This window comes from Sulfuritalea sp. (assembly GCF_031426875.1).
Lineage (GTDB): Bacteria > Pseudomonadota > Gammaproteobacteria > Burkholderiales > Rhodocyclaceae > Sulfuritalea.
This window is the reverse complement of record NZ_JASJPC010000050.1, coordinates 14,423-31,814: the sequence shown is the minus strand read 5'-3', so window position 1 is coordinate 31,814 and position 17,392 is coordinate 14,423. Positions and strand designations below refer to the sequence as shown.

Here is a 17,392-nt window from a genome sequence, read left to right as displayed (position 1 = left end):
CTAGACGGCGGGGATGGCCGTGGAAAAGAGCTGAAAAAGATTCTGTCCCGTGCCGTTTTCGGCGTGGCGGCGGGCGCCGTGTTCGTCGCTGGTTTTTTGTTCGCCGCGCGCCTCCTCACCGGCGGCGCGGGCGCGGTGCCGGTCGGCAAGGGTATTGAAAGCACGGACTTTTCCATGCTTGCCCATCCAGTCCTGTTGTCCGACCAGGGTCCGTTGCCGGGTTGCCTCCACCGATTGGGCGGCGGGGACGATCGCGTCGTCGATACGTGCCAGGAAGCGGCTGTAATTGCTCCATTCGCTCTGGCCTATGCCGTTTGCGGCGGCGGCCATGAAGCGCGCGTGATATTCCTCGCGGTACTGCACCAGCAGCGCCAGGCGCTTGGTGGCTTCCTGTTCGCCGGCAATCAGTTCGCCCAGTTCGCGCGCGGCCTGGTCAAGACGCATTTGCGAAAGATCGAGGAGAGGCTGTAGGGGGAAGATGGGAGACATGGTGGTGGTCGCTCGGCGAAAGGGTGGCGGGATCGATGGATTCAGAAGGCAAACAGTTCGGCCAGCCGCAGCCGCGAACCCTGGCTGTCGGCACGTTCGTTGATGGATTGCTGAAGAAAGGCTTCCAGCCGCGGATACAGCGCGATCGCCCGGTCCAGCAGGACGTCCGAGCCGGGCGCGTAGGCACCGACGGCAATCAGGTCGCGGCCGCGCTGGTAGCGCGAATACAACTGCTTGAACTGGCGCGCGAGTTCGATCTGTTCCGGCGCGATGATCTGGTTCATCACGCGCGAAATCGACTGTTCGATGTCGATTGCCGGATAGTGCCCGGCGTCGGCCAACTGGCGGCTGAGCACGATGTGCCCGTCGAGAATGGCCCGTGCCGAGTCGGCAATCGGATCCTGCGGATCGTCGCCTTCGGTGAGCACGGTATAGAAGGCCGTGATCGAGCCGCCGCCGACCGGACCGTTGCCGGCGCGTTCGACCAGTTGCGGCAGGCGGGCGAAGACCGAGGGAGGGTAGCCGCGCGTGACCGGCGGCTCGCCGACGGCCAGGGCGATCTCGCGCTGCGCCATGGCATAGCGCGTCAATGAATCCATGATCAACAGGACGTGGCGGCCTTCGTCGCGAAAACTCTCGGCTATCGCCGTCGCATAGGCGGCACCCTGCAGACGCAGCAGCGGGCTGACGTCGGCCGGCGCGGCGACCACGACGGAGCGCGCGCGGCCATCCTGGCCGAGGTTCTGTTCGAGAAATTCCTGTACTTCGCGGCCGCGTTCGCCGATCAGGCCGACGACGATGCGATCGGCTTCGGTGTAGCGCGCCATCATGCCCAGCAGCACGCTCTTGCCGACACCGGAACCGGAGAACAGGCCGAGACGCTGGCCGCGACCGACGGTCAGCAGGCCGTTGATGGCGCGGATGCCGACGTCCATGCTGTGGCGGATGGGTTCGCGCTGCAGCGGATTGAGCGGCCGGCTGGCCAGCGAGTGGCGCCGGGCAGTGACCAGCGGTCCGAGATCGTCGAGCGGTCGGCCGTTGCCATCGACCACCCGTCCCAGCAGCTCGTCGCCGACCGGCAGGTGTTTGGTTCGATCCTGCGCGCGACGCATCGCCAACGGCCGCTGGCCGAGCACCGGTGCTGAGCTGGGTGCTTCCTGGGGCAATACCAGGGCTCCCGGTGCCAGTCCGTAGACATCTTCGGCCGGCATCATGAACAGGCGATCTCCGGCAAAACCGACGACTTCGGCTTCGACCGTGCCTGTGTTCGGCATCTCGATGCGCACCACGGCACCCAAGGGCAGTTTCAATCCGGTGGCTTCCATCACCAGGCCGTTGATGCGGGTCAGCCTGCCGCCGATTTGGTGGGCCTGAGCGCCGGCGACCTGAACCCGGCATTGATCGAGATATTGAGTCAGGCCTTGCGTGTTCATGCTTGCTCCGTGTCGTCTGCGACGAGCCAGGGCGTGTGTTGGTCGAGTGAGCCAATCACCCGCTGCCAGCGCGTGGCGAGGCGGGCATCGAGGTGTGTGCCCCCCGTTTCAATAACGACATCGCCGCGTCCAAGTTGAGGATCTTCCTGGATGCGGTGCCCTGCGCGTCCCAGCTGCTCGCCGGCCTGGCTGCGCACCAGTGCGGCGTCTTCGACATTGAGGTGTATGGTTCCGTGCTGCGCGGGCAAATGGGTCAAGGCTTCGCGAATCGCCTCGAGCACGACTTGCGGCCGCACGTCGATGGTCTGATGGATCACGCGGCGGGACACTTCGAGGGCCAGCGCCAGGAGTTCGTTGGCGGTGGCGCGCTCGAGGTCGGCAACGCCTTCGTCGAATCGGGAAATCGCTCGCGCCAGTTGCATGGCCAGTACGCGTCCGTCGGCTTCGGCCGTTTCGCGGCCGGCTTTGAGGCCGTCGATGCGGCCCAAGTCGAAGCCGGACTGGTAGCCTTCCTGCCGTGCGGATTCGCGCAGGGCGGCTGCTTCCTGGTGGCCGAAAACCTGTCCGCCGGCGGCGGCCTGGGCCGCCCTGGCGGAACTCCTGACGCTGCTTCCGGCACTGCCGACGGCATCGCTGAAGTTGGTCAGCGCCAGCGGCTTCCAGGTCGGCTCGGGCGCTTTTTTGCTTGGCGGAGAGAGAATTTTATTTTGTCCCGGAACGTTGCAGATGGTCGGCTGTATCCGTCTTGCCATGATGGATAATCTCAAAAAGGCCACCGCATGTTTATCCGTGAATTACGCGGCAAACTGCGGTATCTACGTAGGCGTTTAGTAATAGATTCGGGAAGCCGGTTTCCCAAAGGCCGGGGGATGTCGTGTGCGTTGCGGGCATTCCGGTTGTGTCAAGGCGACGGAAGGCCGCCGCAGGTCTGTCGGCAAGCTTTGCTTGTGGCTGGGAAGTTGCCGGCGACCGACCTTGTCGCGCGGACTTGTAGGGCGGACTTGTAGGGCGGACTTCAGTCCGCCATCCACCGCCGGCCGGCTGAAGCCGGCCCTACAAGGCCATCGTAATCCGGCCGGCTGAAGCCGGCCCTACAGCGCCATCGTTATCCGTCCGGCTGAAACCGGCCCTGCACGAAATCTAGAGAATCAGTTCCATTCCTTCGCGGGCCAGCAGTATTTCCAGGCCGCCGACAGCCGGCGAGGCATGCCCCGTATGTTCGAGTGCCGCCGCGAACGCCTGCTCCAGCGCGTCGTCGCTGCGCGTCGGTTCGTGGTGGGTGCACACCAGAGTCTTCACGCCTATGCGCGACGCCCAGGCGATGCTGCCTTCGAGGGTGCCGTGGCCCCAGCCGATCCGGGTGGGATACTCGGCCGCGGTGTAGGAGCAATCGGCGATCATGATGTCGAGACCCGCCAGCGCTTGGTCGAGCTGCGCCTGCTGCTGGTCGATCATCTGCTGGAACTCGGCGTAACCCTCGTCGGCCGGATCGTAGATGTTGGGCCAGGGTTCGTGGTCGCCGGTGAAGAACACCGACTTGCCGTTGCAGTCGACGCGATAGCCGAAATTCACCACAGGATGGTTGAGCAGCAGCGGCGTGACGCTGGCATCGCCGACTTGCACGGATTCGCCGACCCGCAGGGTGCGGTACTCGATGCCGGCCTTCATCTCCGCTTCGCGTACCGGGAAGTAGCTGTACTGCAGTTGTACTTCCATGACCTGTTCGATGCCGCGCCCGGCAACCACGTCGTAGCCGCCGTGGATGCGGATCGAGTTGCCGGGGATGTACAGCGGCGTGAAGAACGGCAAACCCTGGATGTGGTCCCAGTGCGTATGGGTCATGTAGATGCTGGCCTGCACCGGCATTTGCTTCAGGAGTTCCTGGGCCAGCGGGAATATCCCGGTGCCGGCGTCGAAAATCAGCAGCGCGCCATCGTCGCTGCGCACTTCGATGCAGGTCGTGTTGCCGCCGTAGCGAATGGTGTGCGGGCCGGGCGCCGGAATCGAACCGCGCACGCCCCAGAAGCGCACTTTCACGGCGTTTCTTTCACTGCTCGCTGGCCAACTGGGCGAACACCATGGCTTCCGCGACGATCTTTTCCAGTGAGCCCGGCGCAAGCCGCGCCAGGAGATTCTCCGGATCGTCGCCAAAGCGCGCTGCGGCTGCCGGGGCTTCCGTGTCGCGCCAGGGGTTGCCGCTGTCGCCGATTTCGCGAAAGCGCACCAGTTGGTCCGCCGTCCGCACGCAGTCGAGCATGGCAGACGCCGCGGCCGCGGGCTGGTGATGGTCGCGGATGCAGTCGATCAGGTGTGCGGGAAAGGTCCAGCGCTTCGCCAGGCGGGCGCCGACAACGCCGTGATCGACGCCGATCACGATGCGTTCGGCTTCGTGCAGGGGCAGCGAGTTTTCCTTGGCGTAAGCCAGCGCGTCGTGGAACTCCGCCGACAGGAACTGCACGAACACCACCTTGCCGAAATCGTGCAGCAGCCCGGCGATGTAGCAGTCGCCCGGGTCCGCTTCGTCGTCGGCGAACTGGATTGCCAGCTGCCGGGCGACGCCGGCGACCACCAGCGAGTGCAGCAGGTAGCGCTGGATGTCGAAGCCGGCGGCATTCATGCGCGGCAGTATGCCGGCGGCGGCAAAACCCAGGGCCAGGTTCTTGATCGTGTTGATGCCGAGATAGACCACGGACTGGCCGATCGAGGTGATCTTGGTCGGCAGGCTGTAGTAGGCGGAATTGATGACCTTGAAAATCTTCATGGTCATCACCGGATCCTTTTCGATCACCGCGACAATTTCCTTGGGCAGGCAATTGATATTGCGCGTGAGTTCGAGGATGCGCTGCACGCTGCGCGGAAATGCCGGCATGCGCTCGACAGCCGTGTCCAGTTTGCGTTCGAGTTCGGGTGTCAGTGCGCTCAAGTTTGGCAGCCTCGGTGGAGTCGGCATTATAGCCACCGATCCTGGGCGAAACGGCACGCGCCAGGGCCGATTGCGGCATGGTTGCGATTCGGTCCGACTTCAGCGCGCAGGCATTGTATTGTGCACTTGATGACGAGCTGCCGACCGAGGTCGGATGCTTTGGGACAAGCTTTGCAAACGCATCCACAGGAGATTCGCATGACCGACGGCATCGATCAGGGCGCGCGCGCCGTCCCGCCAACGCCAACTCTTGGCGAGGCCTTCAAGTACTGGCTCAAGCTCGGCTTCATCAGCTTCGGCGGGCCTGCCGGGCAGATCGCGATGATGCATCAGGAGCTGGTCGAGCGGCGGCGCTGGATCTCCGAACACCGCTACCTGCACGCGCTCAACTACTGCATGCTGCTACCCGGGCCGGAGGCGACCCAGCTCGCCATCTACATCAGCTGGCTGCTGCACGGCGTGAAGGGCGGGGTGATGGCCGGCGTGCTGTTCTTCCTGCCGGCCTTCGTCCTGCTTTCGCTGCTGGCCGGCATCTATCTTTCCTGGGGCGACGTGCCGCTGGTGCAGGGCATTTTCTACGGCATCAAGCCGGCGGTGGTCGCGGTGGTGCTGTTCGCCGCCTGGCGCATCGGCTCGCGCTCGATCAGGAACGAAATCCTGTTCGGCATCGCGGCCCTGGCCTTCGTCGGCATCTTTTTCTTCAGGATCGATTTTCCCTGGATCGTGCTGTCCGCCGGAATTCTCGGCGCCATCGGCGGCAAGCTGTTGCCGGCGAAGTTCCGTGGCGGCGGCGCGCACGGCGTTTCGCACCAGGCCTATGGTCCGGCCATCATCGACGACGAAACGCCGCCGCCGGCGCATGCGAAGTTCTCCTGGGCCAGGCTTGGCCTGACGACCCTGGTTTTCGTCGCGATCTGGGCCGTGTCGATGCTGGGGCTGGGGGCGGTGCCCGAACTCGTCAACATGGGCGAATTCTTCACCAAGGCGGCCTTCCTCACCATCGGCGGCGCCTATGCGGTGCTGCCCTATGTGTATCAGGGCGCCGTGGAGCATTTCGGCTGGCTCAGCGGTCCGCAGATGATGGACGGCCTGGCGCTCGGTGAAACCACGCCGGGACCGCTGATCATGGTGGTGACCTGGGTCGGCTACCTTGGCGGCGCGGCCAAGTCGGTGTTCGCCGATCCCGTCGCCGCAGGTGTCGCCGGCGCGGCGGTGGCAACTTTCTACACCTTCCTGCCGAGTTTCTTTTTCATCCTCGCCGGCGCGCCGCTGGTCGAGGCCACGCGCGGCGAACTCAAGTTCACGGCGCCCCTGACCGCGATCACGGCGGCAGTGGTCGGCGTGATCCTCAACCTCGCTGTCTTCTTCGCCTGGCACACCTTCTGGCCCAAGGCGACCGATGCCGCCCCCTTCGCCGGTCCCTTCGACGTGTTCCCGCTCGTCGTCGCCATCGCAGCGTTTGTCGCGCTGTGGAAATACAAGGCCGACATCATGAAAGTGATAGGCGTCTGCGCGGCGCTGGGCCTCGGACTTTCTCTTGTGCGATGAAGGGTGGGGAAAATGGATCAGGCGTGAGCGGCCGCAATGAATTCGGCCTGAAATGACACTCGCTGTCGACGCGGCCGCGGAAGTGCGCCTGCTCCTGATCGGCCGCGGCCTGCGTGCTTTTGTCGATGGCTATGTGGCGATACTGCTACCGGCCTATCTGCTGGCGCTGGGCTACGACACCTGGCATGTCGGCCTGCTCAGCACCGCGACTTTGCTGGGGTCGGCGCTGGCCACGCTGGCGCTCGGCGTCTGGGGGCATCGCGCCGCGCCGCGCACTCTTCTGCTGGCGGCGGCGCTGCTGATGACGGCCACCGGGCTGGGTTTTGCCGGGCTGTCGGACTTCTGGCCGCTGCTGCTGGTGGCCTTCGTCGGCACCCTGAACCCGAGCGCGGGCGACGTCAGCGTATTCTTGCCACTGGAGCATTCAAGGCTGGCGATTGCTGCCGAGGGCAATGTCCGTACCCGGCTTTTCGCCCGCTATAGCCTCACCGGAGCTTTATGCGCGGCGATCGGCGCATTGGCGGTCGGGGCACCCGATGCGCTTGCCGGCCTTGGCGTCGATCGGCTGCTGGCGCTGCGCCTGATGTTCGTGGCCTATGCCGGCGTGGGCGCACTGATCTGGCTGCTGTATGCATTGCTGCCCTCGCGTCCGCCGGGAACTCCGGCGCCCGCAATGTCGCCGCTCGGTCCGTCGCGGGGCATCGTGGTCAGGCTCGCCGCACTGTTTTCGGTCGACGCCTTTGCCGGCGGGCTGGTGGTGAACTCCTTGCTGGCCCTGTGGCTGTTCGAGCGCTTCGGCCTCTCGCTGGCGGCGGCAGGCGCCTTTTTCTTCTGGGCGGGTTTGTTGGGTGCGCTTTCGCAACTGGTTGCGCCCCGGCTGGCGCGGCGCATCGGGCTGCTCAATACCATGGTGTTCACCCACATTCCGTCCAGCCTGTTCCTGATCCTCGCCGCATTCGCGCCTGATCTCGGGCTGGCGCTGAGCTTTCTGCTGCTGCGCGCGGCCCTGTCGCAAATGGACGTGCCGACGCGTTCGGCCTACGTCATGGCCGTCGTGACCCCGCCCGAGCGTGCCGCGGCGGCGAGTTTTACGGCGGTGCCGCGCAGCCTCGCTGCGGCATCGAGTCCGACCCTCGCCGGGCTGCTGTTCGCCGGCGGTTGGTTTGCCGCTCCGCTGGTGGCTTGCGGCGTTCTCAAGATCGCCTACGACCTTGCCTTGTGGCGCTCGTTTCGGCGACATGCCGTGGATCAGGTGGTTAGCAAGGTGGAAAGCAGGTAACCGATTAAAATACTTTAGGTGGAAATCAAATCTTTGCAAGACGTTGAATCGTAAATACCCTTTTAAGCGTATGGATTCAGGCGCGCGAATTGCATAACCTCTGCCGATATCAGGCCCGAACGCGGCCTGGCTCTTGGAGGGGGACAGCAGAATGGGTGAGATCAACGGAATCTTTGACACCAGCCGCAAGACGCTGGAGGAGATCGAGCAGCGCCTGGAAATGCCGCGGCGCGAGTTTCTGCAGTTCTGCGCGACGCTGGCGGTGACCATGGGTCTGCCCAGCGGCGCCGAGGCGGCGGTGGCCAAGGCGATCGAATCGGCCAAGCGGCCTTCGGTTATCTGGCTGCACTTTCAGGAATGCACGGGCTGTTCGGAATCGCTGCTGCGGGCCGAGCATCCGACGCTGGAAAAGCTGATCCTCGATGTGATTTCCCTCGATTACCACGAGACGCTGATGGCCGCCGCCGGCCACCAGGCCGAAGCCGCCCGCCGGGACGCGATGAAGGCCAACAAGGGCAAGTACGTGCTGGTGGTCGAAGGCGCGATCCCGACCAAGAACAACGGCATCTACTGCAAGATCGGCGGCCAGACCGCGATCGACATGCTCAAGGAATGCGCGGCCGACGCCGCGGCGGTGATCGCGATCGGTTCCTGCGCTTCCTGGGGCGGCATGCCTTCGACGATTTCGCCCCTGGCCGATTCCAGCCCGACGGGTTCGGCCGGCGTCGCCGAGATCCTCGGCAAGCCGGTGGTGACGATTCCCGGCTGCCCGCCCAACCCATACAACTTCCTCGCCACCGTGGTGCATTTCCTGACCTTCGGCAAGCTGCCCGAAGTCGACAAGCTGGGCCGTCCCAAGTTTGCCTACTCGCGCCTGATCCACGAAAACTGCGAGCGCCGCGCCCACTTCGACGCCGGCCGCTTTGCGATGCAGTTCGGCGACCCCGGCCACCGCCAGGGCTATTGTCTGTACAAGCTGGGCTGCAAGGGCCCCGAGACCTACGCCAACTGTTCGACGCTGGGCTTCGGCGACGCTGGCGAGAACAACTGGCCGGTCGGCTGCGGCCATCCCTGCATCGGCTGCACCGAGAAGGGCGTCGGCTTCCAGAAACCGATCCACCAGGTCGCCAAGATGCTCAACGTGACGCCGCCGCTGCAGTATCCGCGCATCGTCGAGGAGCAGGGCAAGGCGGCTTCCTTCGCCTCTGCCGCCGCCGTGGCGGCAGTTGCCGGCGCAGCGGCCGGCGCGGCGATCATGCTGACGCGCAACCTGGGCCTGTCGCACGCGGCCGAGGAAGCCGAGCGCGCCAAGGACGCTGGCAAACCTGCAACTGCCAAGGCTGGAGAATGATCATGGGCACCCGGCGAGATTTCCTCAAGGGTGTCCTCGCGAGCGGGGCGGCGGCCACGGCCGGCGCCGTGGCGATTCCGGCGGCGGCCCGCGAAACCCGGTCGCGCCCGCCCGAAGCGCTCGGACTGCTCTACGACTCAACGCTCTGCGTCGGCTGCAAGGCCTGCGTCGCGGCCTGCAAGGAGGCCAACAACAATCCCGCGGAGTTTTCCACGGTCGATCACCTGTGGGACACGCCGCTCGATACCTCCGGCTACACCTTCAACCTGATCAAGATGTACCGCAACGGCACCATGGACGCGAAGGATCAGGAGATCAACGGCTACGCCTTCATGAAGACCTCCTGCATGCATTGCGCCGACCCTTCCTGCGTCTCGGCCTGTCCGGTCTCGGCGATGACCAAGGACCCGGTGACCGGCGTGGTCGGCTACAACCCGGACAAGTGCATCGGCTGCCGCTACTGCGTCGCTGCCTGCCCCTTCGGCATTCCGAAGTACCAGTACGACTCGCCCACCGGGCGCATCGGCAAGTGCGAGCTGTGCCGCCATCGCCACAAGGACGGCCACTATTCGGCCTGCGCCGAGGTCTGCCCGACCGGCGCCACGCTGTTCGGTCGCACGGAAGACCTGCTGGCCGAGGCCAAGCGCCGCATCGCGATGAAGCCCGGCGAACTCAATCGTTTCCCGCGCGGCCGTCTGCGCCCGGCGCAGGAAAAGGCACTGCAGGGCAAGCCGGACGGCAAGGGCGAGATGAAGCGCGTCGGCTGGCGTCATGAGCCCGACCAGAGCTACGAGACACCCGCCGGCAAATACCTGCAGCATGTCTATGGCGAGAAGGAGTATGGCGGCACCCAGGTGCTCAAGCTCTCCGGGGTCAATTTCGAGAAGCTCGGCATGCCCAACCTGCCGCCCGATGCAGCCGCGGCGCTGTCCGAGACCATCCAGCACAACCTCTACGGCAACCTGATCATGCCCTTCGCCGTGCTCGGTGCGATGACCTGGGTGGCCAAGCGCAACGTCAAGCCCGAGGATGAATCGTCCGACAAGGAGGGGAGCTGATCATGGCCAACCATCAACATGCGGCACCCGCGCCGGTCGGCGGCAGCCTGGTCAACATCGTGACGCTCAGTTGCGGCGTGCTGATCGCGCTGATGGCGGCGATCCTCGTGGTGCGCTTCCTGTTCGGGCTCGGCGCCGTGACCAACCTCAACGACGGCTATCCCTGGGGCATCTGGATCGCGGTCGATGTGGTGATCGGCTCGGCCTTCGCCTGCGGCGGCTTTTCGGTGGCGATGCTGGTCTATATCTTCAACAAGGGCGAATACCATCCGCTGGTGCGGCCGGCCCTGCTGGCCAGCCTGTTCGGCTACACCCTGGCCGGTGCCGGCGTCATATTCGACCTCGGTCGCTGGTGGAACGTCTGGAACATGTTCTGGCCGGGCTCGATCAATCCGAATTCGGTGATGTTCGAGGTCGCGGTCTGCATCACGCTGTACATCGTGGTGATGTGGATCGAGTTTTCGCCGGCGGTCCTGGAACAGATGGGCAGGCACGACACCAGGAAGAAGGTGAACAAGGCGATGTTCTTCATCATCGCCCTCGGTACCGTGCTGCCGATGATGCATCAGTCCTCGCTGGGCACCCTGCTGGTGGTCATGGGCGGACAGGTGCACCCGCTGTGGCAGACGCCCGCGCTGCCGCTGCTGTATTTACTGTCGGCCATCTTCATGGGCTATGCGGTGGTGCTGTTCGAATCCTGCCTGACCTCGACGGCCTACCGGCGCAAGCTCGAGACGCAGATGCTGACGCCGATGGCGAAGATCATGCTGGGCATCCTCGCGGTGTTCATCGTGGTTCGCCTCGGCGACGTGATCGTGCGCGGCGCTTTGCCCTTGGCCTTCGCGCCATCGGTCGAGGCGCTGATGTTTTGGCTGGAAATGGCCTGCTTCATCGCGCCGCTGATCCTGATCGGGGCCGAGTCCAACCGGCGCAATCCGGCGAAGTTGTTCCTCGCCGGCGTCCTGCTGATGCTGGGCGGCGCGCTGATGCGCCTCTCCGGCTTCCTGATCGGCTACGAAACCGGCGGCGATTTCAACTACTTCCCGACCCTGGCCGAAGTGCTGGTCACGGCGGGCTTGTTCGCCGCCGAAGTTCTCGGTTACATCATCATCACCCGTCGCTTCCCGGTGCTGCCCCGGGAAGAAGCTATCCACTGAAGCACGGAGACAAAAATGTCCAAGCGCATAACAATTGATCCGATCACCCGTATCGAAGGCCACCTGCGTATCGACGTCGATGTCGACGGCGGCCGCGTCAAGAAGGCCTGGTCCTCCGGCCAGATGTGGCGCGGCGTCGAGCTGATCCTGCTCGGCCGCGATCCGCGCGACGCCTGGGCCATCACCCAGCGCATCTGCGGCGTGTGCACCACCGTGCATGCCATCACCTCGGTGCGGGCGGTGGAAAACGCACTGAAAATGGAAATCCCGCTGAATGCCCAGTACATCCGCAACCTGATCATCCTGGCGCACTCGGTGCACGATTTCATCGTGCATTTCTACCATCTCTCGGCGCTCGACTGGGTCGATGTCACCTCCGCGCTGAAGGCCGATCCGGACAAGACGGCGATCCTCGGCGAAAGCCTGTCGTCCTGGCATCTGAACAACAAACACGAGATGAAGCGCGTGCATGAGCGGCTCAAGCATTTCGTCAATGGCGGCCAGCTCGGCATTTTCACCAACGGCTACTGGGGCCATCCGGCGATGAAGCTCTCGCCCGAAGTGAACCTGCTTGCCGTCGCGCACTACCTGCAGGCGCTGGAAGTGCAGCGCAAGGCCAACAAGATCGTCTCGATCCTCGGCGCCAAGACGCCGCACATCCAGAACGTCGCCGTCGGCGGCGTGGCCAATCCGCTGGCGACCGATTCGCAGGCAGTGCTGACGGTCGAACGCCTGATGGCGATCAAGGGCTTCATCGACGAGCTGTCGGACTTCGTCAAGAACGTGTATCTGATCGACGTCGCCGCGGTGGGCGCCTTCTATGCCGACTGGACCAAGGTCGGCAAGGGCGTCACCAACTACCTATCGGTGCCCGACATTCCGCTCGACACCAAGGGCACGCAGTTCGGCTTCCCCGGCGGCTTTGTCGAGGCCGGCGACCTGGGCAAGCAGAAGCAGATCAAGAGCTTCAACGACGAGTACTGGATCAAGGGCGTCGAGGAATCGGTCAAGCATTCCTGGTACGACTACGACAAGAGCGGTCCCCTGCATCCCTACAAGGGCGAAACCAAGCCGAACTACACCGATTTCAAGGACGACGCCAAGTATTCCTGGCTCAAGTCGCCGACCTTCTACGGCAAGGTGGCCCAGGTCGGACCGCTGGCCCGCGTCATCAACGGCCTCGCCGCCGGGCACGTGCCGACCACCAAGTACGCCACGGCGGCGCTCGATACGGTGTCGGCGCTGGCCAAGACCAAGGTCGGGCTGGATGCCATGCATTCGACCATAGGCCGCCACGCCGCGCGCGCGATTTCCTGTTGCGTCAATGTCGACATGCTGGCCGATCAATGGACTGCCCTGATCGGCAACATGGGCAAGGGCGACCTGACCACCTTCAACCAGCCGGTGTTCCCCAAGGACGAGGTGATGGGCGTCGGCTTCCACGAGGCGCCGCGCGGCGCGCTGTCGCACTGGGTGGTGATCGACAACGGCAAGATCAAGAACTACCAATGTGTGGTGCCCTCGACCTGGAATGCCTGCCCGCGCAACGACAAGGACGAGCCGGGGCCCTACGAGGCATCGCTGGTCGATACGCCGATCGCCGACGCCGAGAAGCCGCTGGAAGTGCTGCGCACCATCCACTCCTTCGATCCCTGCATCGCCTGCGCGATCCACCTGACCGACAAGGGCAGCAACACCGCGATCTCGGTCAAGGCGGTTTGATGGACTGCGGCAACGTGTCCTTTGTAGGGCCGGCTTCAGCCGGCCACCCCCACCGCGCCGTCGTCCTCGGCATCGGCAACACCATCCTTACGGACGAGGCCGCCGGCGTGCGCGCGGTCGAGGCGCTGGAGCGCGGCTGGAAGCTGCCGGAAAACGTGCTGGCGATCGACGGCGGCACCTCGGGCATGGAAATGATCGAGGACTTGTCGAACCTGGATTTCCTGATCGTGCTCGACGTGGTCAAGACCGGCGCGGCGCCGGGCACGGTGGTCAGGATCGCCGGCGACGAGATCCCGGTGTTCTTCCGCAGCAAGCTCTCGCCGCACCAGATCGCGCTGCCCGACGTGCTGGCCAGCCTGGAACTGCTCGACACCATGCCCAAGGAAATCGTGGTGCTCGGCGTTGAACTGATTTCGCTGGAACTCGGCATGGAAATGACGCCGACGATCGCCACCAAGGTGCCACTGCTGGCCGCCATGGCCGCAGAAGAACTTGCTGCGCGCGGCTACGCTGTCGAGCCGATGAAAAAGGCGGCCTGAGATGGCACTTGGCGTCTGTTGCGCGAACGGGCCGGTGGGGTGCTCTGCGTCGCTCATGTCACCCGTCCCCACGGCTTGCCCTGCATGGCAAGCCGGCTTCGGCAGCGCGGAGCAGTGCTCCGCGAAACCCTGCCTACGCCCTTCTTTACTTCGCTGCGCAGAACACCCCACCGTCCCGTTCGGGACAGGCCGTGGCTGTTTGGCGGCCAAGAACCTCGGGCGTACCCCGCCAAGGGCGACAGGGGGCCACTGATATGTGCCTCGCCGCGCCGTCCCGCGTGCTCGAAGTCAGTGAGGGCACGGCCCTCACCGAGTGCTTCGGCCAGATGCGCGAGGTCAGCCTGCTGTTGCTGAACGAAGACGTCGCGGTCGGCGATTACCTGCTGATCCAGGCCGGCGGCTTTGCCTTCGAGCGCGTCGAGCGCGAGCGCGCCGAGGAAGCCCTGGCGCTGATGCAGGAACTGATGGCGCAGGGGGGCGACGCTCGCAGTTGGGGCGACGATCTGGCGGCGGCATGAACTTCCGCGTCCACCAGGACAGTCCCGCCGAGGCGGTGGAGGAAGCCTTCTTCCGCATCCAGCGCGAGCATATGGCCGATGTGCCCATCCTCAATCCGGCGCTCTCGGTGGCGGCCGTCGATTTCCAGCGCTGGCAGGGGCACTGGCTGGGCATCGTGGTGACGCCCTGGTGCATGAGCCTGCTCTTGCTGCCGGGCGGCAACGAGAACTGGGTGACGACGGGCGAAAACAAGCGGCGCTTCGTCAAGTTCCCGGCCGGCGATTTCGCCTTTCTCGGCAGCACCGAAGCGGAACTCGGCGAGTACCAGAGCTGTCCACTGTTCTCGCCCATGGGAAAATTCTCCTCCCAGTCGGAGGCGACCATGACGGCCCGCGCTTCGCTGATCGCGCTGCTGACAGCGCCGCAGCAGTCGCCGAAAGCACCCGCGGAAGAAAAGGCGGCTGGCGAGCCTTCGCTCTCGCGCCGCCGCTTTCTCGCATTGCGCTAAGCTGCAACTCATGAACAATCCGGCCTGCCGAGGGAAGGAGGGAAGCAAACATGTCGCAGCTCTCCAACATCAATGCCGAGTCGAACGCGGGCGCCGATCGCGAGCACGAGATACAGCTCGGACTGCTGCGGGCGCTGTGCGCCGCGGCCGGCGAGAATCGCGACGCCGCGGTGGTGGGCGAAATACTCGAACGCCTGATTTCCTACAGCGAGGCGCACTTCCTGTCGGAAGAGCTGCTGATGCGCCTCAACAGCTACGACGACTACGAGGACCACGTCGACGACCACGCCTATATGCTCGACGCGCTGCGCATCCTCGCCTCGCGCCATGCCGCAGGCGATACCGAACTGATCGCGGGCGGAGCTGCCGAGGCCCTGGCCTTCATCGGCAATCACATCGCCACGCGCGACCGCCGCTTCGCCGATTACGTGCGCAACAGCCGCTGAGCGGCGAGGGCGCCAGAAAGTTGGCGCTGGCGGGACGGCGACGCTGTCCCGCTTATTCGCGAAATCGGCTCGCTGCCAGGTTCGGATTCGGTAGTTTGTTTCGTTCTCGCCAATAGCTACCTGCGACCACTGGCACTTTCCTGCGTCGTAGGGGAGTCGCAATTGCCGATTGGGTAAGGACGAATGGCTCGCCTGGTGAGCCTTCCGTCGAGTACACTTGCGATGCCATATGGAAATCGTACCGCCGTGTGCGAAAGGGAGCCACAAGAATGAAAAGCCGTGTTATCAACGTCAAAGGCGCCGAAGTCACCATCGCCACGCGACATGGGCAGGACTACATTTCCCTGACTGACATGTTGAAAGCCAAGGATGGCGACTTCTTTATCTCCGATTGGCTGAGAAACAGAAACACCGTTGAGTTCCTGGGTATCTGGGAGTCGGTCTATAACCCTGATTTTAATTATGGCGAATTCGCCACAATTAAAAGTCAGGCGGGATTGAACAGCTACAAGATCAGTGTCAAAGAGTGGGTGGAAAAAACCAATGCGATAGGCCTTCAGGCAACAGCGGGTAGATATGGCGGCACCTATGCCCACAAGGATATTGCGTTCGAGTTCGGGATGTGGATCAGCGCAGAATTCAAAATTTACCTCATCAAGGAATTCCAGCGGCTCAAGGACGAGGAATCCCGTGCAACCTCTCTGGAATGGAGCTTCCAGCGCACACTGGCCAAGGTCAATTACAAAATCCACACCGACGCCATCAAGGAACGCCTGATTCCGCCGCGCCTCACCAAGGCGCAGACCAGTGCTGTGTATGCAAGCGAGGCCGATCTGCTCAACGTCGCCCTCTTCGGCATCACCGCCGCCCAATGGCGGCAGGCCAATCCCGATCTGGCAGGCAACATGCGCGACGCCGCCACCCTGGAGCAGCTGGTCGTGCTGTCGAATCTCGAAAGCATCAACGCCCTGCTGATTCACCAGCACTTGTCCTCGTCAGATCGCCTGACGCAGTTGAACGCCATAGCCATCACGCAGATGCGCTCCCTGGTGGGGAGCGATACGCTCAGGCGCTTGCCCGGTACCGGCACGCAAAAAGGAATAGCGAAATGACAGAACCGACGATCACCTGCCCGAACTGCAAGACCGAAATCCGACTGACGGAGTCCCTTGCCGCGCCGCTGATCGCGGCGACGCGCCAGCAGTTTGAGCGGCAGCTCGCACAGAAGGACGAGGACATCGCGAAGCGCGAGCAAGGCATCCGCGACCAGGAAAGAAAGATCGCCGAAGCCAGGCGCACGCTGGATGAGCAAGTCGCCGATCAAGTTGCCGCGCAACTGAAAGCCGAGCGTGCCCGCGTCGTCGCCGAAGAATCGAAGAAAGCGAAGCAGGCCGCTGCGACGGAACTCGACGGTAAGGCGCGCGAACTCGCGGAGCTTCAGGCAGTGCTGAAGTCTCGCGACGAGAAACTAGCTGAAGCCCAGAAGGCTCAGGCCGAGCTCATCAAGAAGCAGCGCGAACTCGACGACGCTAAACGCGAACTCGAACTCACCGTCGAAAAGCGTGTGCAGGACGGACTGACCGAAGTCCGCAGCCAAGCGAAGAGAGAGGCCGAGGACGAACAGAAACTCAAGGTAATGGAGAAGGAGCAGACCATTGCCGCGATGCAGAAGCAGATCGAAGACCTCAAGCGCAGGGCCGAACAGGGATCGCAGCAATTGCAGGGCGAAGTGCAGGAACTGGAACTGGAAAACCTGCTGCGCGCCAAGTTTCCCTTCGACAACATCGAACCCGTGCCCAAAGGCGAATTCGGCGGTGACGTGCTGCATCGGGTGGTGAGTCAGGGTGGACAGCCCTGCGGCACGATGTTGTGGGAATTCAAGCGCACCAAAAACTGGAGCGACGGCTGGCTCGCCAAGCTGCGCGACGACCAGCGCACAGCCAAGGCCGAGGTGGCGATTCTTGTCAGCCAAGCCCTGCCCAAGGGTGTCGAGACCTTTGAAGTCGTCGATGGCGTATGGGTCACCCACCCGCGCGCCGCCCTACCGGTCGCCACCATCCTGCGCCACACGCTGCTCCAGGTGAGCATGGCCAGACAGGTTTCCGAAGGCCAGCAAACCAAGACCGAGATGGTCTACCAGTACCTCACCGGCCCGCGCTTCCGGCAGCGCGTCGAAGCCATCGTCGAGGCGTTTTCATCCATGCAGGAAGACCTCGACAAGGAACGCAAGGCCATCATGAAGCAGTGGGCTAAGCGCGAAGAGCAGATCGAGCGCGTGATGGGCGCGACGGTCGGCATGTATGGCGACTTGCAGGGAATTGCGGGGAAATCGTTGCAGGAGATTGAGGGGCTTGAATTGCCGGCGCTTGACAGCCCAGTCCAGAATCAACTAACGACCTGATACTTGCGATCGTCGTGGATGTGACGGCGATAAGAACGGG

General features: G+C 63.9%; 17 protein-coding genes. 12 read left to right on the top strand and 5 right to left on the bottom strand.

Annotation, left to right across the window (positions count from 1 at the left end; translation table 11 throughout):
* The 5 genes from fliJ to RMO95_RS19595 all read right to left on the bottom strand — a co-directional run bounded on the left by fliJ (position 1) and on the right by RMO95_RS19595 (position 4,845).
* Positions 1-489 carry a flagellar export protein FliJ gene (gene fliJ / locus RMO95_RS19615; RefSeq protein WP_310452360.1) on the bottom strand — a complete coding sequence of 163 codons (489 nt, stop codon included), beginning with the start codon at positions 487-489 and terminating at the stop codon, positions 1-3.
* A 41-nt stretch (positions 490-530) separates the two neighbouring features.
* Positions 531-1,922, bottom strand: a complete 1,392-nt coding sequence (gene fliI, locus RMO95_RS19610; protein WP_310452359.1) for a flagellar protein export ATPase FliI — start codon at positions 1,920-1,922, stop codon at positions 531-533.
* Positions 1,919-2,674 (bottom strand): FliH/SctL family protein, encoded by a 756-nt coding sequence (locus tag RMO95_RS19605; RefSeq protein ID WP_310452358.1) that lies wholly within the window; start codon positions 2,672-2,674, stop codon positions 1,919-1,921. Before RMO95_RS19605 ends, fliI begins: the two co-directional genes overlap by 4 nt.
* A gap of 388 nt (positions 2,675-3,062) precedes the next feature.
* Positions 3,063-3,959: an MBL fold metallo-hydrolase gene (locus RMO95_RS19600; protein WP_310452357.1), complete on the bottom strand. Its 897-nt coding sequence runs from the start codon at positions 3,957-3,959 to the stop codon at positions 3,063-3,065.
* Positions 3,960-3,969: 10 nt separating this feature from the next.
* On the bottom strand, positions 3,970-4,845 hold the full coding sequence (locus RMO95_RS19595) for an HDOD domain-containing protein (RefSeq protein WP_310452356.1): 876 nt from the start codon (positions 4,843-4,845) through the stop codon (positions 3,970-3,972).
* 198 nt (positions 4,846-5,043) lie between these two features.
* Between RMO95_RS19595 and chrA the strand changes: the two genes are divergently transcribed.
* From chrA to RMO95_RS19535, 12 genes are all read left to right on the top strand, one after another.
* Positions 5,044-6,393 (top strand): chromate efflux transporter, encoded by a 1,350-nt coding sequence (gene chrA, locus RMO95_RS19590; protein WP_310452355.1) that lies wholly within the window; start codon positions 5,044-5,046, stop codon positions 6,391-6,393.
* 52 nt (positions 6,394-6,445) lie between these two features.
* Positions 6,446-7,672: an MFS transporter gene (locus tag RMO95_RS19585; protein ID WP_310452354.1), complete on the top strand. Its 1,227-nt coding sequence runs from the start codon at positions 6,446-6,448 to the stop codon at positions 7,670-7,672.
* Between the two features lie 151 nt (positions 7,673-7,823).
* Positions 7,824-9,023 carry a hydrogenase small subunit gene (locus RMO95_RS19580; protein WP_310452353.1) on the top strand — a complete coding sequence of 400 codons (1,200 nt, stop codon included), beginning with the start codon at positions 7,824-7,826 and terminating at the stop codon, positions 9,021-9,023.
* 2 nt (positions 9,024-9,025) lie between these two features.
* Entirely contained in the window at positions 9,026-10,081 is a 1,056-nt protein-coding gene (gene hybA / locus RMO95_RS19575; protein ID WP_310452352.1) for a hydrogenase 2 operon protein HybA, read from the top strand.
* 2 nt (positions 10,082-10,083) lie between these two features.
* Positions 10,084-11,238, top strand: coding sequence for a Ni/Fe-hydrogenase cytochrome b subunit (gene hybB, locus RMO95_RS19570; protein WP_310452351.1), 1,155 nt, complete (start codon positions 10,084-10,086; stop codon positions 11,236-11,238).
* Positions 11,239-11,253: 15 nt separating this feature from the next.
* Positions 11,254-12,960, top strand: coding sequence for a nickel-dependent hydrogenase large subunit (locus tag RMO95_RS19565; RefSeq protein ID WP_310452350.1), 1,707 nt, complete (start codon positions 11,254-11,256; stop codon positions 12,958-12,960).
* Positions 12,960-13,499, top strand: coding sequence for a HyaD/HybD family hydrogenase maturation endopeptidase (locus RMO95_RS19560; protein ID WP_310452349.1), 540 nt, complete (start codon positions 12,960-12,962; stop codon positions 13,497-13,499). The genes RMO95_RS19565 and RMO95_RS19560 overlap by 1 nt, the downstream gene beginning before the upstream one ends.
* A 254-nt stretch (positions 13,500-13,753) precedes the next feature.
* Entirely contained in the window at positions 13,754-14,017 is a 264-nt protein-coding gene (locus RMO95_RS19555; protein WP_310452348.1) for a HypC/HybG/HupF family hydrogenase formation chaperone, read from the top strand.
* The gene (gene hybE / locus RMO95_RS19550; protein ID WP_310452347.1) at positions 14,014-14,505 is read left to right on the top strand and encodes a [NiFe]-hydrogenase assembly chaperone HybE; all 492 of its coding nucleotides are present in this window, start codon (positions 14,014-14,016) and stop codon (positions 14,503-14,505) included. Before RMO95_RS19555 ends, hybE begins: the two co-directional genes overlap by 4 nt.
* 50 nt (positions 14,506-14,555) lie before the next feature.
* Positions 14,556-14,951, top strand: a complete 396-nt coding sequence (locus RMO95_RS19545) for a hemerythrin family protein (RefSeq protein ID WP_310452346.1) — start codon at positions 14,556-14,558, stop codon at positions 14,949-14,951.
* Between the two features lie 269 nt (positions 14,952-15,220).
* Positions 15,221-16,063, top strand: coding sequence for a KilA-N domain-containing protein (locus tag RMO95_RS19540; RefSeq protein WP_310452345.1), 843 nt, complete (start codon positions 15,221-15,223; stop codon positions 16,061-16,063).
* Positions 16,060-17,352, top strand: a complete 1,293-nt coding sequence (locus RMO95_RS19535; protein ID WP_310452344.1) for a DUF2130 domain-containing protein — start codon at positions 16,060-16,062, stop codon at positions 17,350-17,352. Before RMO95_RS19540 ends, RMO95_RS19535 begins: the two co-directional genes overlap by 4 nt.
* Positions 17,353-17,392 lie beyond the last annotated feature (40 nt).

Excerpts from the sequence above, each read along its gene's own strand:
- fliJ (WP_310452360.1), bottom strand. The coding sequence starts at position 489 with ATGTCTCCCATCTTCCCCCTACAGCCTCTCCTCGATCTTTCGCAAATG.
- fliI (WP_310452359.1), bottom strand. The coding sequence starts at position 1,922 with ATGAACACGCAAGGCCTGACTCAATATCTCGATCAATGCCGGGTTCAG.
- RMO95_RS19605 (WP_310452358.1), bottom strand. The coding sequence starts at position 2,674 with ATGGCAAGACGGATACAGCCGACCATCTGCAACGTTCCGGGACAAAAT.
- chrA (WP_310452355.1), top strand. The coding sequence starts at position 5,044 with ATGACCGACGGCATCGATCAGGGCGCGCGCGCCGTCCCGCCAACGCCA.
- RMO95_RS19585 (WP_310452354.1), top strand. The coding sequence starts at position 6,446 with ATGACACTCGCTGTCGACGCGGCCGCGGAAGTGCGCCTGCTCCTGATC.
- RMO95_RS19580 (WP_310452353.1), top strand. The coding sequence starts at position 7,824 with ATGGGTGAGATCAACGGAATCTTTGACACCAGCCGCAAGACGCTGGAG.
- hybA (WP_310452352.1), top strand. The coding sequence starts at position 9,026 with ATGGGCACCCGGCGAGATTTCCTCAAGGGTGTCCTCGCGAGCGGGGCG.
- hybB (WP_310452351.1), top strand. The coding sequence starts at position 10,084 with ATGGCCAACCATCAACATGCGGCACCCGCGCCGGTCGGCGGCAGCCTG.
- RMO95_RS19565 (WP_310452350.1), top strand. The coding sequence starts at position 11,254 with ATGTCCAAGCGCATAACAATTGATCCGATCACCCGTATCGAAGGCCAC.
- RMO95_RS19560 (WP_310452349.1), top strand. The coding sequence starts at position 12,960 with ATGGACTGCGGCAACGTGTCCTTTGTAGGGCCGGCTTCAGCCGGCCAC.
- RMO95_RS19555 (WP_310452348.1), top strand. The coding sequence starts at position 13,754 with ATGTGCCTCGCCGCGCCGTCCCGCGTGCTCGAAGTCAGTGAGGGCACG.
- hybE (WP_310452347.1), top strand. The coding sequence starts at position 14,014 with ATGAACTTCCGCGTCCACCAGGACAGTCCCGCCGAGGCGGTGGAGGAA.
- RMO95_RS19545 (WP_310452346.1), top strand. The coding sequence starts at position 14,556 with ATGTCGCAGCTCTCCAACATCAATGCCGAGTCGAACGCGGGCGCCGAT.
- RMO95_RS19540 (WP_310452345.1), top strand. The coding sequence starts at position 15,221 with ATGAAAAGCCGTGTTATCAACGTCAAAGGCGCCGAAGTCACCATCGCC.
- RMO95_RS19535 (WP_310452344.1), top strand. The coding sequence starts at position 16,060 with ATGACAGAACCGACGATCACCTGCCCGAACTGCAAGACCGAAATCCGA.